Genomic DNA, 15,079 nt, shown 5'->3' with positions numbered 1-15,079 from the left:
GAGGGTTCGCTCATGATCCCTGTCACCACTTTCGCCGGCCGCTCGGTCGCGGTGTTCGGGCTCGGCGGGTCTGGGCTGGCGAGCTGCCATGCGCTCAAAGCCGGCGGCGCCGAAGTGATTGCGTGCGACGACAATCTCGACCGCATGGTCGAGGCGGCGCAGGCCGGTTTCGTCACCGCGGATCTGCGCAATCTGTCGTGGATCAATTTCGATGCGCTGGTGCTCACCCCCGGCGTGCCGCTGACGCATCCGACGCCGCATTGGACCGTGCTGAAGGCGCAGGAGGCGGGCGTCGAAGTGATCGGCGACGTCGAGCTGTTCTGCCGCGAGCGCAAGGCGCTTGCGCCGCACGCGCCGTTCGTCGCCATCACCGGCACCAACGGTAAATCGACCACGACGGCGCTGATCGCGCATCTGCTGCGCGAGGCCGGCTGGGACACCCAGCTCGGCGGCAATATCGGCACCGCGATCCTGTCGCTGGAGCCGCCGAAGGACGGCCGCGTCCACGTGATCGAGATGTCGTCGTATCAGATCGACCTGACGCCGTCGCTCGCGCCCACCGTCGGCATCCTGCTCAATGTCACCGAGGATCACATCGATCGCCACGGCACCATCGAGCACTACGCTGCGGTGAAGGAGCGGCTGGTGGCCGGCATTGAGGATGGCGGCACTGCGATCATCGGTGTCGACGATGAGTTCGGTCGTGCCGCCGCCGACCGGATCGAGCGCGCCGGCAAGCGCGTGGTGCGGATGTCGGTGCAGGGGTCGGTTCAGTCCGGCATCACCGCCGATCTCGACGCCATTCGCCGCATCGACGGCGGCGCCTCCAGCGAAGTCGCCAAGCTCGGCGGCATCGGTTCGCTGCGCGGCCTGCACAACGCCCAGAACGCTGCGGCGGCCGCCGCGACCGTGCTGGCGCTCGGCGTCTCGCCCGAGGCGCTGCAGCGCGGGCTGCGCAGCTTCCCGGGTCTGGCTCACCGGATGGAACAGGTCGGCCGGCAGGGGGCGACGCTGTTCGTCAACGACTCCAAGGCGACCAATGCGGATGCCGCCGCCAAAGCGCTGTCGTCGTTTGGCGACATCTTCTGGATCGCCGGCGGCAAGCCGAAGACCGGCGGCATCGAGAGTCTGGCCGAATACTTCCCGCGGATCTGCAAAGCCTATCTGATCGGCGAGGCGGCGGCCGAGTTCTCGGCGACGCTGGAGGGGCGGGTGCCCTACGAAATCAGCCGGACGCTAGAGAATGCGGTGCAGGCCGCAGCGCGCGACGCCGCTGCTTCCGGCCTCGCCGAGCCGGTGGTCCTGCTGTCGCCGGCCTGCGCGTCGTTCGACCAGTTCCGCAATTTCGAGATCCGTGGCACCAGGTTTCGTGATCTGGTGACGGCGCTGAATGGCGTTGCGGCGGTGTGAGGCCGGGGGCACTGCGCCGCCTCTCAGACGCCGTCATCGCCCGCGCAGGCGGGCGACCCAGTATTCCAGGGCGTTTCGATTGAAGAGATAGGCTCTGGAATACTGGATCCCCGCCTTCGCGGGGATGACGACGATGGCGGGATGACCGCTGTGCCCCGGAGACTCAGACTCTCCCGTTCACATCTCAATTCCGCCTCAAAGCATTAACCCGGTGGCAACCACGCGGGCGCACCAATGGGTGATCTGTTTGCCCAGGATCGCCGATGATCTCCCGTGACCAACGCACCCCATTCAGCGAATGGTGGTGGACCGTCGACCGCGTGCTGCTGGTGGCGCTGATCGCGCTGATGCTGGCCGGCGTGATCCTGTCGCTGGCGGCGTCGCCGCCGGTCGCGACCCGGATCGGGCTCGACCCGTTCCACTTCTTCAACCGGCACGTCCTGTTCCTGTTTCCGTCGATCATGGTGCTGATCGGCGTGTCGTTCCTGTCGCCGCGGCAGATCCGGCGCTCGGCGCTGGTCGTGTTCGCGCTGTCGGTTGCGTTGATCGTGGCGACGCTGCTGATCGGGCCGGAGGTCAAGGGCGCGCGGCGCTGGATCACGCTGGTCGGCGTCAATATTCAGGCCTCGGAGATCGCCAAGCCGTCGTTCGTCATCCTCGCCGCCTGGCTGTTCTCCGAAGCGGCGCGGCGGCCGGAAATGCCGGCGACCTCAATGGCGATGATGCTGCTGCTGACGCTGGTGTCGCTGCTGGTGATGGAGCCGGATTTCGGCCAGACCATGCTGATCACCATGGTGTGGGGCTCGCTGTTCTTCATCGCCGGGATGCGGGTGATCTGGGTGTTCGGGCTCGGCGCCACAGCGGCGGGCGGCCTGTTCGCCGCCTATCTGCTGGTGCCGCACGTCGCCGGCCGCATCAAGCGGTTCATGAACCCGGCCTCCGGCGACACTTTCCAGGTCGACATGGCGAGCGAGGCGTTCAGCAATGGCGGCTGGTTCGGCCTCGGGCCGGGCGAGGGCATCGCCAAACGTAGCCTGCCGGACAGCCACACCGATTTCGTGTTCGCCGTCGCCGGCGAAGAATTCGGCATCGTGCTGTGCTTGGCGCTGCTGGCGCTGTTCGCCTTCATCGTGCTGCGGACGCTGTCGCGGGCCTATCGCAGCGAGGATCTGTTCTCGCGCTTCGCCGCGTCGGGACTGGCGATCCTGTTCGGCATTCAGGCCGGGATCAATATGGCGGTGAACCTGCAACTGATCCCAGCCAAGGGTATGACGCTGCCGTTCATCTCCTATGGCGGTTCGTCGATGGTGTCGCTGGCTTACGGCGTCGGGATGATGCTGGCGCTGACGCGGCAGCGGCCCAAGACCGAGGTCAATGCGATCGAGGCGGCGGGAAGCTACGCTTGAGGCCATGACCGACGCACCTTTGATCCTGCTCGCCGCCGGCGGCACCGGTGGACACCTGTTCCCGGCCGAAGCGCTCGGCGTGGTGCTGATCCGCCGCGGCTATCGCGTCCGGCTGGTCACCGATCATCGCGCCACCCGCTACAGCGGGCTGTTCACCGCCGAGACGACCGACGTGGTGCCGAGCGAAACAGTGCGCGGCCGCACCCCGTGGGCGCTGGCACGCACCGGTTTGAAGCTCGTGACCGGAGCACTGCTCGCCTTCAACCTGATCGGGCGGCTGAAGCCGGCTGCGGTGGTCGGGTTCGGCGGGTATCCGACGCTGCCGCCGCTGCTCGCCGCGACCTGGCGCGGAGTGCCGACGCTGATCCACGAGCAGAACGCGGTGATGGGTCGCGCCAACCGCTTCCTGGCGCCGCGGGTCGAGGCCATCGCTACCGGCTTTCCCGGCCACGAGGCGGCCTGGCCGGCTCTGGCCGCGAAGATCAGCAATACCGGCAATCCGATCCGGCCGGCGGTCGCCGATGCCGCGACCGTCGCCTACGATCCGCCGGCCGCCGGTGGGGCGCTGCGGGTGCTGGTGTTCGGTGGCAGCCAAGGCGCCCGGGTGATGGCCGACATCGTACCGCCGGCGCTGGAGAAGCTGGACCCGGCGTTGCTGCGGCGGCTGGTGCTGACCCAGCAGGTCCGCGACGAGGACATGGACCGCGTGCGTGCCGTGTACGACCGGCTGCAATTGAGCTGCGAGCTGGCGCCGTTCTTCACCGATTTGCCGCAACGGCTGGCGTCGAGCCAGCTCGTGGTGTCGCGCTCCGGCGCGGGCACCGTCGCCGAACTCGCGGCGATCGGCCGGCCAGGCATCCTGGTGCCGCTGCCCGGCGCGCTCGATCAGGACCAGTTCGCCAATGCTGGCGTGCTGACCGCAGCCGGTGGCGCCATCCGTATCGTTCAACCGGATTTTACTCCGGATCGTCTCGCTGCCGAAATCACCGCGCTGGCCGCCGATCCGGCCAAATTGGCCCAAATGGCCGCTTCCGCCCGCCAAATCGGCCGTCTGGATGCTGCAGAACGGCTCGCGGACGTGGTCGGGCGCGTCGCGCGGACCTAGCGCCGGTCAAGGAAAACGTCGCAACGGCGCATTTGCCGGACTTGTCCCGGCCATCCCCGTCTTGCATGAAGTGACCCTGAATCGGGAATGCCCCGGAAAATTCCGGGGACGACCAGCAACGATAGAGACCCTTCCCATGAGATTGCCGCGCGAGATCGGACCCATCCACTTCGTCGGGATCGGCGGCATCGGCATGAGCGGCATCGCCGAGGTGCTGTGCAATCTCGGCTACACCGTGCAGGGCTCCGACGCCTCTGAAAGCGCCAATGTCAACCGGCTGCGCGAAAAGGGCATCCAGATCCACGTCGGTCACCAGGCCGACAACATCAAGGGTGCCGACGTGCTGGTGGTGTCGACCGCGATCAAGCGCGATAACCCGGAGCTGCTTGCGGCGCGCGCCCAGCGCATCCCGGTGGTGCGGCGCGCCGAGATGCTGGCCGAGCTGATGCGGCTGAAGAGCTGTGTCGCGATCGCCGGCACCCACGGCAAGACCACCACGACGTCGATGGTGGCTGCGCTGCTAGATGCCGGCGAGCTCGATCCTACCGTGATCAACGGCGGCATCATCAACGCTTACGGCACCAATGCGCGGCTCGGGGCCGGCGACTGGATGGTGGTCGAGGCCGACGAGAGCGACGGAACCTTCCTCAAGCTGCCGGCCGACGTCGCCATCGTCACCAATGTCGATCCCGAACATCTCGATCACTTCAAGACCTTCGAGGCGGTGCAGGACGCGTTCCGCAACTTCGTCGAGAACGTGCCGTTCTACGGCTTCGCGGTGATGTGCATCGATCATCCGGTGGTGCAGACGCTGGTCGGCAAGATCGAAGACCGCCGGATCATTACTTACGGCGAGAACCCGCAGGCCGATGCGCGGCTGCTCGAGCTGACGCCGAGCGGCGGCGGCTCGAGCTTCAAGGTCGCGTTCCGCGATCGCAAGGCCGGCACCGCGCACGAGATCGCCGATCTGATGCTGCCGATGCCGGGCCGCCACAACGCGCTCAACGCCACCGCGGCGATCGCCGTGGCGCACGAATTGGGGCTCTCCGACGACACCATCCGTAAGGCGCTGGCGGCGTTCGGCGGCGTGCGCCGCCGCTTCACCAAGACCGGCGAGTGGAACGGCGTCACCATCATCGACGACTACGGCCATCACCCGGTCGAGATCGCCGCGGTGCTGAAGGCGGCGCGGCAGTCGACCTCCGGCAAGGTGATCGCCGTGGTGCAGCCGCATCGCTACACCCGGCTGCAGTCGCTGTTCGAAGAGTTCTGCACCTGCTTCAACGACGCCGACGCGGTGGTTGTCGCCGACGTCTATCCGGCCGGAGAAGCGCCGATCGAAGGCGTCGACCGCGATCACTTCGTGCTCGGCCTGCGCGCCCACGGCCATCGCGAAGTGCATCCGCTGCAGGATTCCGCCTCGCTCGCCGGTGTCGTCGCCGGCCTCGCGCATAGCGGCGACTATGTGGTCTGCTTAGGTGCCGGCAACATCACCCAATGGGCCTACGCGCTGCCCGGCGAATTGAAGGCGTTGGGCGGCTGACGCGACACGAGGCGCCGATGGCTGTCTTGAGCGACGACACCTGGAAACGGCACGCCAATCCTTGGAGCGTGTGGACTCGCTATGCGGCGTTTCCGGTGCTGATTCTTGCGATCTGGAGCCGGGATTGGATCTGCTGGTGGGCGCTGGTGCCGGTCGGATTGTCGATCGCCTGGCTGGCATGGAATCCGCGTGCGTTTCCGCCGCCGGTCTCGACAGATAGCTGGGCCTCGAAAGCGGTGCTCGGCGAACGAATCTGGGTCGGGCTGAAGCGCGACGAGATTCCGGAGCGGCATCGTATCGTGCCCGGCGTCGCCGCCGGGATTTCGATGTGCGGTCTGCCGGTGCTGGCCTGGGGGCTGATCGTGCTCGATCTCGCCGTCACGCTGCTGGGCATGATCGTCGTCATTCTCGCTAAGACCTGGTTCGTCGATCGCATGGTGTGGCTGTTCGAGGACATGAAGGATCAGAACCCGGAGTATCGTTCTTGGCTGTACTGAACTTCCCCGATCTCACGCCCGAGCTGAAAGCCGCGATGCCGGAATTGCGCGGGCGGTTGCTCGGCAACGAGCCGCTGGCGCCGCTTACATGGTTTCGTGTCGGCGGGCCGGCGCAGGTGCTGTTCACGCCAGCCGACGAGGACGATCTCGGTTACTTCCTGTCGCGATTGCCGGCCGAGATTCCGGTGCTGTGTCTCGGGCTCGGCTCCAACCTGATCGTGCGCGACGGCGGGCTGCTAGGCGTTGCGATCCGGCTGTCGCCGCGCGGATTCGGCGAGCACCGGGTCGAGGGCGAGGTGGTGCATGCTGGTGCCGCTGCGCTCGACAAGCGGGTGGCCGAGACCGCCGCTGCGGCGCAGCTCGGCGGCCTCGAATTCTACTACGGCATTCCCGGATCGATCGGTGGCGCGCTGCGGATGAATGCCGGCGCCAATGGCCGCGAGACCAAGGACGTGCTGATCGACGCCACAGCCTATGACCGCAGTGGTACGCGCCGCGTGTTCGACAATGCCGCGATGCAGTTCTCATATCGCCACAGCGGTGCCGATCCTGCGCTGATCTTCACCTCGGCACGGCTACGCGGCACCCCGGCGACGCCGGACCACATCCGCGCGAAGATGAACGAGGTGCAGGCGCATCGCGAATTGGCGCAGCCGATCCGCGAGAAGACCGGCGGCTCGACCTTCAAGAATCCGCCCGGCCACAGCGCGTGGCGGCTGATCGACGCCGCCGGCTGCCGCGGTCTCCGCATCGGCGGAGCGCAGGTCTCGGAGATGCACTGCAACTTCCTGATCAACACCGGCGAAGCCACTGCTTCCGACATCGAGACGCTCGGCGAGACCGTCCGCGCCCGCGTCAAGGCGCAGTCCGGAATCGAGCTGCAGTGGGAAATCAAGCGGATCGGCGTCGTCCCCGCGCAGGGCTGAGCCGCTTGTTACTTCGGCGGCGGAACGATCGGCAGCTCGGGCGTGTCCGGCAATGACAAGACGTGCTCGAGCGGCAGCGGCGATACCCGGAAGACGCCGCTGAACGGATCCTCCTGCAGCGCGATCAGACCGAGCGCAACGATTGCTCCGGTCGCGAAAACCGATAGCGCTGCGGCCATCGGGCGCGGCTTGTCCAGATGCACCAGCGCGAGCGCGACCTGGGTGACGACGCCGAGGATCAACACCGAGATCCATTTCAGGTCGCTGGTGCGGTCGGTCGACAGGCTGATGCGGGTGTTCCGTGCGGTGCCGACCCGCACTGCCGAGCTCAACAGCGCGACGTGTACGGCCGCGCCGGAATCGCGGGTGATCGCCGGCGCACTGATTTCGGTGAGCATCTTGTCGTAGGCGAGGCTGGTCGGCGGCGCGGCCATGCCGTTCACCGTCGGCCATTCATTCTTCAGCACCGAGTCGGCATAGGCCTTCAGTGCGATGCGAATGTTGCGCATGTCGGACGCTGCCGCGACGCTGAGCGTGTAGACATTCTGCAGTTCGCCGGCCTCGGTCTGGACCGCGCGCGTCGCCTGCCGATTCCGTTCGGCCACATCGTAGCCGAGGAAGCCGGTCAGCAGGCTGAACAACACCGCCACCGACGAAAAGAACGGCGCGACTACGCCCTGAAGCTTCGCGATCGGCCCGCGCAGCGGCGAGGCGAATACCACCGCCATCAGCAGCACCGCCACCCCGTAATACAGCAGCGCCAGAGTTGCGAAGGTACCGAAGGGTGGGAGGTCGAGCCAATGCTGGATCATTTGTTTCTCTTTATGTCGCCGCAACGGATCGAAACAGAACCACCGCGAATTGTCGAAAGGCCAACGGAATCCGTTCGATCTCGACGGAACATGGCGGTTTTCGCCGCTATCGTCCACGGTGGCGCGCGAGGGGTTTGGCTGCTTTGCGCGTATCGAAGGTGAACCGTCACGGTTCCGCCCGAGGCGCCTGCCACGTCCTTCCTGGACAAAGTTGGAGTATTCCGCCTTGCCATCGCCATTCGCGCCCCGCTGGCGGGCTCTAAGCTGGTACGAAATCCTGCTGATCGCCGTCGTCGCGGTGTCGCTGTGCGTCTATCTGCCGATCGTGGTGCGGCGCTCGGCGGTGCACGGCTTCGGCGACGTTCAGGTGTTCTTCCGCGCCGGCTGGGCGGTGTGGACCGGCTATCCCTTGTATCAGGTCGCCGATCATCACGGCTGGACCTATCACTATCCGCCGACCTTCGCGTTGCTGATGGGGCTGTTCGCCTATCCGCTCGAAGGCTTTTCCAAACCGGGCTGGGCGCTGTCGCTCCCGGTTTCGGTCGGCGTTTGGTACGCCATCAGCGCGATGGCGATGCTCGCTGCGCTTGATCTGTGGGCCAGGGGACTGCAACGCTTCGCGCCGCAGCCGCTCGATCAGGTCGGCTGGAACGGGTGGTGGCTGTTGCGGCTCGGGCCGCTGTTGGCCCTGCTGCCGTTCTTCGGCGATGGCCTCGGGCGCGGACAACTGAGCGCGGTGGTGCTGCTGACCATGGTGGCGTTCCTGGCGCTGTATGTGCGCGGTCGCATCTACATGGCCGCCTGTGCCCTGGCGATCGGCTTCACCATCAAGCTGTTCCCGCTGGCGCTGCTGATCTTCCCGGTGCTGCGAGGCGATCTCCGCACCGTGCTCGCCACTGCGGGCTTCAGCGCGGTGTTCCTGTTCGTGGTGCCGATGCTGTGCCTGGGGCCGTCGGAGGTGGTGACGCTGTACAGCGCGATGTGGACCGAGCATCTCAGCGGCATCATGACCGGCGTGCCGAATCCGAAGATCGCCGACGAGATCACCTTCACCTCCTACGACATGCTCAGCATCGGCGCGATGCTGGCGCGGATCGCGGTCGGCGGCCTGCCGGCGACCGACACGCTGCCGCGGTTCGCCACCGCCGGGCAGCTCGGGTTCGATGCGGTCTTTCTGATCGCGCTGGTGTGGATCGGCCATGGCCGGTTCTGGCGCCTCAACGGGCCACAGCCGCAGCCGGCCGAAGCGCTGCTGATCGGCGGCGCGATCCTGGCCGCGGCGCTGCCGGTGATGCTGTCGGTGTCGCAACCGAACTATGTCGCCTTCGCGGCGCCGCTGGTCGCCGTGGTGCAGCTCGAAGCGTGGCGTCGAGCAGGGCGGGTCAGCATCGTGCCGGCGCTGGTTGCCTGGGCGGGCGTGATGTGGTTCGGCATGATCGCCACCGAAGGCGGCGTTTGGGAGCCGCTGCAGGTGATCGGTCTGGTGACGCCGGCGCTGATCGCGCTGCTGATCTGGGGCCTGGTCTGTCTGCGACGAGCAGCCGCGCCGACATAAGGCTGCTTCTCCGAATCGTCCAAATCGGCAAAATGGTGCCGCGCGCCGGCCCGCGGGACGCAGCATCTTTCTTCGACTTCAGCAGGGACCGCGCGGCGGATCGATCATGCGACACACCATTCTGTTCGGCGGCACCAGCAAAGAGCGTTTGGTGTCGGTTGCTTCGGCACAGGCGCTGCACAGTGCGCTGCCGGACGCCGATCTGTGGTTCTGGAACGACGACGGCCGCGTTCATGCTGTTTCTGCCCAAGCGGTGCTGGCGCACGCGCGGCCGTTCGAAGAAGCGTTCGTGCCCGACGGCGAACTGATCGGCCCGCTCGAAGCCGCGCTCGATCGCGCCGCGACGGAGCAGCGGTTGCTGGTGCTCGGGCTGCATGGCGGCGTCGCCGAGAACGGCGAATTGCAGGCGATGTGCGAACTGCGCCGCTTGCCGTTCACCGGCTCGGGCGCGGCAGCGTCGCATTTGGCGTTCGACAAGGTGGCCGCCAAGCGCTTCGCCGCAATCGCCGGCATCCGGACCGTGACCGGGGTGTCGCTCGCTGATGCGGAGGCGGCGCTTGAGACGCACGGCCGGCTGATCGCCAAGCCGACCCGCGACGGTTCGAGCTACGGACTGTTCTTCATCAACGCCAAGCAGGATCTGGTGGCGGTCCGCAATGCGTCCAAGACCGAAGACTATCTGATCGAGCCGTTCGTCGAGGGGATCGAAGCGACCTGCGGCGTGCTCGAGGCTGAAGACGGCTCGTTGCGCGCGCTGCCGCCGATCGAGATCGTGCCGGCCGGCGGCGGCTTCGACTACACGGCGAAATATCTCGCCAAATCGACCCAGGAGATCTGCCCCGGCCGGTTCGCCCCGGATGTGGCGGCGGCGATCATGGATTTTGCCGTGCGGGCGCATCGGGTGATGTCGTGCCGCGGCTATTCGCGCTCCGACTTCATCGTCGGCAAGGATGGTCCGATTTTCCTGGAAACCAACACGCTGCCCGGCCTGACCAAGGCCTCGCTCTATCCCAAGGCTTTGAACGCGCAAGGGATCCCCTTCGTCGACTTCCTGCACGGCCAAATCGCGCTCGCCGAACGCGCGTTGCGGAACTGAGCGGGCGTCGCGGGTTCCCTCCGGAAGCGGTGTCACAAAAGCCGCGATTTCGCCGCAAATCCTTCTCAGGACGCAACAAATTCGGTTCTGCGCAGGCCTGCTTTACGATTTGTTTACCAGGAGGGCCGAAGGTTAACGCTGGCGGCGCATCCTGGCGCTCGGCTGTCGTGGCGTAAGCCGGGCGGAGCAGTTTTTTCCGTTTCGGTCTCACATTGCAACAGACGGTCCGGCCCGCGGTCGGGTCCGGAACCACCGAGACGTCACCTGCGCGATTGCCCGGAGTAGGCGCGGGCGCAACGTGTAACGAGCTCTTGCAATGGACGGTGGAGGGCGCCTCGCCCGGTCGTCGAGACTGTCGAGGCTTCAGTCTGACCTGAAAGCGGTCGCCGTTGCGGTGGCAGCTCTGCTGCGCGAACGTCGTTCGCGCAAGAAGCAGGCGCAGCCGCAACGTTTGGTACGGCCGGAGCCGCAGCATGGTCTGATCGCCGTGCTCGAGCGCTGGCTGCCGCGACGGGTCGGCGTTGCCTTCACCGCGTTGATCCTGCTCGGCAGTGCCGGCATGGGGATCGTCAAAGGCGGCCATGTCGACGAATTCGTCCAGGCGCTCGACGATACCCGTAACGGCGCGGCCAATCTTGCCGGCTTCCGCATCAAGCAGGTCGCGATCAGTGGCCGCAAGCAGCTTACCCAGGACGAGATCCTGGCGATCGGCGGCATCACCGGCCGCTCCTCGCTGCTGTTTCTCGACGCCGCCGCGGTGCGCGACAAGCTGAAGGCGAACCCGTGGATCGCCGATGCCACGGTGCTCAAGTTCTATCCCGGTGAGCTGCAGATCGACATCACCGAGCGCACGGCGTTCGCGCGCTGGCAGCTCGACGGCCACATGTCGGTGATCGCCGACGACGGCGCGGTGCTCGAACCTTATGTGGCGCGCCGGTTTCTGTCGCTGCCGCTGGTGGTGGGGAAGGGCGCCGGCGAACGTGCCAAGGATTTCCTGGCGTTGTTGAAGCGTTATCCGCAGGTGTGGTCGCAGACTCGCGCCGTCGCCCTGGTCGGCGAGCGGCGCTGGAACGTCTGGTTCAACAGCGGCCTCGTTATCCGTATGCCCGAGCACGACGTCGGTAATGCGCTGACGCTGCTCGGCCAGCTCGATCAGAGCGACAAGCTGTTCTCGCGCGACATCACGGCGATCGATATGCGGCTGCCGGACCGTCTGACGGTGCGGCTGTCGGACGCCGCCTTCAAGGCGCGCGAAGAGCAACTCAGCAAAGACAAAAAGTCCAAGAAGAAGGCTGGTGACGCGTGACCGTCTTCGATCGCACTCAGACGCCGAAGACCCGGCCGATGCCGCCGCACCGCACTGCGATGGTGGCGTCGCTCGATATCGGGACCAGCAAGATCGCCTGCATGATCGCGCGGCTGAAACCGTGTCCGCCGCAGGAGGCGCTGCGCGGCCGGACCCACGCCATCGAACTCGTCGGTTACAGCCAGATCCAGTCGCGCGGCGTCAAGGCCGGCGCCGTGGTCGACATGGCCGAATGCGAGAAGGCGATCCGTCACGCCGTCGCGCTCGCCGAACGGATGGCGAAGGTGCGAGTGGAGTCCGTGCTGCTGTCGGTCTCCGCCGGCCGGCTGCAGGGCCAACTGATCGAGGCCGCCTCCGATATCAGGGGCGGGGCGGTCACCTCCGAAGACATCAGCCGCGTCACCTCGACCGGCATGCACCACGCCACCGGCATCGGCCGCGCCGTGCTGCACGCGCTGCCGGTCGGCTACACGCTCGACGGCGTCAAGGGCATCCGCGATCCGCGCGGCATGGTAGCGCGGCAGTTCGGCGTCGACATGAACGTGGTGACCACCGACGCCACCGTCGCCAAGAATCTGATGCTCGCGGTCGAGCGCTGCCACCTCGAAGTCGAGGCAATGGCGGCCAGCCCTTACGTCGCCGGCCTGTCGATGCTGACCGACGACGAGGTCGATCTCGGCGCCGCACTGGTCGAGATGGGGGCTGGTACCACGACGATCGCGGTCTATTCGGGCGGACGCTTCGTACACGCCAACGGATTTGCGGTCGGCGGGCATCACATCACGATGGATCTGGCGCGCGGACTCGGCGCCTGCATTGCGGATGCCGAGCGAATCAAGACGTTATATGGCACGGTGCTAACTGGCGGTTCCGATGCGCGCGAGTTGATGTCGATCCCGGCCGCCGGGGACGAGCGGGACGGCCCGCAAGTGATCTCCCGCGCCACGATCGCGAACATCATCCGGCATCGGGCCGAGGAGATTTTTGAAATGGTCAGGGACCGGCTGGCGGATTCGCCGTTCGCGGCAGAGCCCCGGGCGAGGGTGGTGCTCAGCGGCGGTGCGTCGCAGCTCACCGGCGTGCCCGAACTCGCCACGCGGATCCTCGGCCGTTCGGTGCGGGTCGGCCGGCCGTTGGGCGTCGGACGGCTGCCGAACGAAGCCAAGAGCGGATCTTTCGCCGTGCCGACCGGTCTGCTGGTGTATCCGCAATACGCCCATCTCGAGCACATCGAACCCCGCCACACCCGCCACATTCGCCCCGACGCCCATGCCGGTTACTTCGGCAAGGTCGGCCGTTGGCTGCGCGAGGGCTTCTGATGACTCTTTTCCGCCCCCTTCCGCCATCACAGATCGTCCAGGCCGCTTGCCGGGGACTTCACGAACCAACGCGCGCGTAATCGAGAGGCAATCATGACCATCAATCTCAACGTCCCGGACATTCGCGAGCTGCGGCCCCGGATCACCGTGTTCGGCGTCGGTGGCGCCGGCGGCAACGCGGTCAACAACATGATCACGGCCGGGCTCGACGGCGTTGACTTTGTGGTCGCCAACACCGACGCGCAGGCGTTGACGATGTCGAAGGCGCAGCGCCTGGTGCAGATGGGCACCCAGGTCACGCAGGGACTCGGCGCCGGTTCGCAGCCGGACGTCGGCTCGGCCGCCGCGCAGGAAGTCATCGACGAAATCCGCGATCACCTTTCGGGCGCCAACATGGTGTTCGTCACCGCCGGCATGGGCGGCGGCACCGGCACGGGCGCAGCCCCGGTGATCGCCAAGGCCGCGCGCGAGATGGGCATCCTGACCGTCGGCGTCGTCACCAAGCCGTTCCACTTCGAAGGCGCGCGCCGGATGCGCACCGCGGAGACCGGCATCACCGAGCTGCACAAGGTCGTCGACACCCTCCTGATCATCCCGAACCAGAACCTGTTCCGGGTGGCCAACGAGAAGACCACCTTCGCCGACGCCTTCGCGATGGCCGACCAGGTGCTGTATTCGGGCGTCGCCTGCATCACCGACCTGATGGTCAAGGAAGGGCTGATCAACCTCGACTTCGCCGACGTCCGCGCCGTGATGCGTGAGATGGGCAAGGCGATGATGGGCACCGGCGAAGCCTCCGGCGAGAAGCGCGCGCTGACCGCCGCCGAAGCCGCGATCGCCAATCCGCTGATCGACGATTCGTCGATGAAGGGCGCCCGGGGCCTGCTGATCTCGATCACCGGCGGCAAGGATCTGACGCTGTTCGAAGTCGACGAAGCCGCCACCCGGATTCGCGAAGAGGTCGATCAGGACGCCAACATCATCGTCGGCGCCACCTTCGACGAGAGCCTCGACGGCATCATCCGCGTGTCGGTGGTCGCCACCGGCATCGAGCAGGCGCAATTATCGCGCAATGCCGGCACTCCGGCGGCTGCGCCGGTGAGTGCGGTGGGAAACGATAGCCGCTTGGCTGAGCTGACAGCCAAGCTGCGGGCCGACAATCAGCGGATCGCCGAAGCCGCCGCGATGCGCGCCGCCCAGGCCTCCGCTGCTCCGGTCGCCGCTGCCGCCGAATCCGCTCCGCGCCAGGCCGCCAATGTCGAGCGCGCCGCGCTCGCCGCGATCGCCGCTGCGGTCGGCAACGAGCCGATGCCGCAGGAAGCCCCGGTGCAGTCGGCGTCGTATGGCGACGTCACCGTTCGCCCGATCCCGCAGAAGCCGTCGCTGTTCCCGGATCCGGAGCAGTCGCGCGCCGTGTCCGAAGAGCCGTCCGCGCCGGAAGCCTTCGTGCCGCCGGCGGCCGACCGCGCCGCGATGCGTCCGCCGCGGATGCCGCGGTTCGACGAACTGCCGGTCCCGGCCCAGAACGAAATCCGTCAGGCCCGCGGCGACGCCGAGGACGATCACCCGCAGAAAAACCGGCTGTCGCTGCTGCAGCGTCTCGCCAACGGCCTCGGCCGCCGCGAGGACGAGCCGGCCGAAGCGCCCGCGATGGCTGCCCGCAACGGCGGTCCGCAGATGCCGCCGCTGCCGGATCGCCGGCCGCAGCGCAGCGTCGCCGAGCAGATGGGTAAGGAACCGGTGTCCGAGTACGCCAAGCGTCAGGCGCCGCAGGGCCTCGATATCCACGGCCGGCCCGCACCTGTTGCTCCCGCGCCACAGGGCGACGACCATCTCGATATCCCCGCCTTCCTGCGGCGGCAGGCGACCTGAAACAATGTCTGAAATCTGACGTGGTCCAGGGCCTCGGCGATCCGCCGGGGCCCTTTTTTGTGGCAAGCCTTGGTTTTGGCCTCTGTCGCCTAAGCTACTGAATTATTGTCAAATTACGACTTTAGGCGAATCTGAAGGAAACCCCTGACGATCACGATTGATGTCGAATTCGATCGCGGGGCGGCGGTAATGCGGCGGAGTTGGGGTAACAATCCGTAAAAAAGCGTGAGTT

General features: G+C 66.8%; 12 protein-coding genes. 11 read left to right on the top strand and 1 reads right to left on the bottom strand.

All coding sequences use genetic code 11. The annotated features are described in order from the left end of the window. The first annotated feature begins 12 nt into the window (after positions 1–12). From murD to murB, 6 genes are all read left to right on the top strand, one after another. Complete coding sequence (gene murD, locus M9H71_RS01155; RefSeq protein ID WP_455403291.1) at positions 13–1,410, top strand: UDP-N-acetylmuramoyl-L-alanine--D-glutamate ligase; 1,398 nt, start codon at positions 13–15, stop codon at positions 1,408–1,410. Positions 1,411–1,673: 263 nt separating this feature from the next. After that, positions 1,674–2,816 (top strand): putative lipid II flippase FtsW, encoded by a 1,143-nt coding sequence (gene ftsW / locus M9H71_RS01150; RefSeq protein ID WP_455403290.1) that lies wholly within the window; start codon positions 1,674–1,676, stop codon positions 2,814–2,816. A gap of 4 nt (positions 2,817–2,820) precedes the next feature. Then, positions 2,821–3,921 carry an undecaprenyldiphospho-muramoylpentapeptide beta-N-acetylglucosaminyltransferase gene (gene murG / locus M9H71_RS01145; protein ID WP_455403289.1) on the top strand — a complete coding sequence of 367 codons (1,101 nt, stop codon included), beginning with the start codon at positions 2,821–2,823 and terminating at the stop codon, positions 3,919–3,921. A gap of 136 nt (positions 3,922–4,057) precedes the next feature. Then, complete coding sequence (gene murC, locus M9H71_RS01140) at positions 4,058–5,464, top strand: UDP-N-acetylmuramate--L-alanine ligase (protein ID WP_455403288.1); 1,407 nt, start codon at positions 4,058–4,060, stop codon at positions 5,462–5,464. A gap of 17 nt (positions 5,465–5,481) precedes the next feature. Then, positions 5,482–5,961 carry a DUF6653 family protein gene (locus M9H71_RS01135; RefSeq protein WP_455403287.1) on the top strand — a complete coding sequence of 160 codons (480 nt, stop codon included), beginning with the start codon at positions 5,482–5,484 and terminating at the stop codon, positions 5,959–5,961. Next, entirely contained in the window at positions 5,958–6,887 is a 930-nt protein-coding gene (murB, locus tag M9H71_RS01130; protein WP_455403446.1) for a UDP-N-acetylmuramate dehydrogenase, read from the top strand. Before M9H71_RS01135 ends, murB begins: the two co-directional genes overlap by 4 nt. 8 nt (positions 6,888–6,895) lie before the next feature. Here the strand turns inward: murB and M9H71_RS01125 are convergent, their stop codons facing one another. Then, the gene (locus M9H71_RS01125) at positions 6,896–7,699 is read right to left on the bottom strand and encodes a bestrophin-like domain (RefSeq protein WP_455403286.1); all 804 of its coding nucleotides are present in this window, start codon (positions 7,697–7,699) and stop codon (positions 6,896–6,898) included. A 226-nt stretch (positions 7,700–7,925) separates the two neighbouring features. On the opposite strand from M9H71_RS01125, the gene M9H71_RS01120 reads away from it, so the two are divergent. The 5 genes from M9H71_RS01120 to ftsZ all read left to right on the top strand — a co-directional run bounded on the left by M9H71_RS01120 (position 7,926) and on the right by ftsZ (position 14,847). Beyond that, positions 7,926–9,254, top strand: coding sequence for a glycosyltransferase family 87 protein (locus tag M9H71_RS01120; RefSeq protein ID WP_455403285.1), 1,329 nt, complete (start codon positions 7,926–7,928; stop codon positions 9,252–9,254). Between the two features lie 106 nt (positions 9,255–9,360). Next, positions 9,361–10,350, top strand: a complete 990-nt coding sequence (locus M9H71_RS01115) for a D-alanine--D-alanine ligase family protein (RefSeq protein WP_455403284.1) — start codon at positions 9,361–9,363, stop codon at positions 10,348–10,350. A 316-nt stretch (positions 10,351–10,666) separates the two neighbouring features. Next, a complete protein-coding gene (locus tag M9H71_RS01110; RefSeq protein ID WP_455403283.1) occupies positions 10,667–11,656 on the top strand; it encodes a cell division protein FtsQ/DivIB in 990 nt (329 codons plus the stop codon). Then, positions 11,653–12,975: a cell division protein FtsA gene (gene ftsA, locus M9H71_RS01105; RefSeq protein ID WP_455403282.1), complete on the top strand. Its 1,323-nt coding sequence runs from the start codon at positions 11,653–11,655 to the stop codon at positions 12,973–12,975. Before M9H71_RS01110 ends, ftsA begins: the two co-directional genes overlap by 4 nt. A gap of 93 nt (positions 12,976–13,068) precedes the next feature. Then, a complete protein-coding gene (ftsZ, locus tag M9H71_RS01100) occupies positions 13,069–14,847 on the top strand; it encodes a cell division protein FtsZ (protein ID WP_455403281.1) in 1,779 nt (592 codons plus the stop codon). Positions 14,848–15,079 lie beyond the last annotated feature (232 nt).

It is taken from the genome of Rhodopseudomonas parapalustris (assembly GCF_053772255.1).
This window is presented reverse-complemented; position numbering and strand designations above follow the sequence as displayed.

Excerpts from the sequence above, each read along its gene's own strand:
- M9H71_RS01125 (WP_455403286.1), bottom strand. The coding sequence starts at position 7,699 with ATGATCCAGCATTGGCTCGACCTCCCACCCTTCGGTACCTTCGCAACT.
- murD (WP_455403291.1), top strand. The coding sequence starts at position 13 with ATGATCCCTGTCACCACTTTCGCCGGCCGCTCGGTCGCGGTGTTCGGG.
- murC (WP_455403288.1), top strand. The coding sequence starts at position 4,058 with ATGAGATTGCCGCGCGAGATCGGACCCATCCACTTCGTCGGGATCGGC.
- M9H71_RS01115 (WP_455403284.1), top strand. The coding sequence starts at position 9,361 with ATGCGACACACCATTCTGTTCGGCGGCACCAGCAAAGAGCGTTTGGTG.
- M9H71_RS01135 (WP_455403287.1), top strand. The coding sequence starts at position 5,482 with ATGGCTGTCTTGAGCGACGACACCTGGAAACGGCACGCCAATCCTTGG.
- ftsW (WP_455403290.1), top strand. The coding sequence starts at position 1,674 with ATGATCTCCCGTGACCAACGCACCCCATTCAGCGAATGGTGGTGGACC.
- M9H71_RS01110 (WP_455403283.1), top strand. The coding sequence starts at position 10,667 with ATGGACGGTGGAGGGCGCCTCGCCCGGTCGTCGAGACTGTCGAGGCTT.
- ftsZ (WP_455403281.1), top strand. The coding sequence starts at position 13,069 with ATGACCATCAATCTCAACGTCCCGGACATTCGCGAGCTGCGGCCCCGG.
- murG (WP_455403289.1), top strand. The coding sequence starts at position 2,821 with ATGACCGACGCACCTTTGATCCTGCTCGCCGCCGGCGGCACCGGTGGA.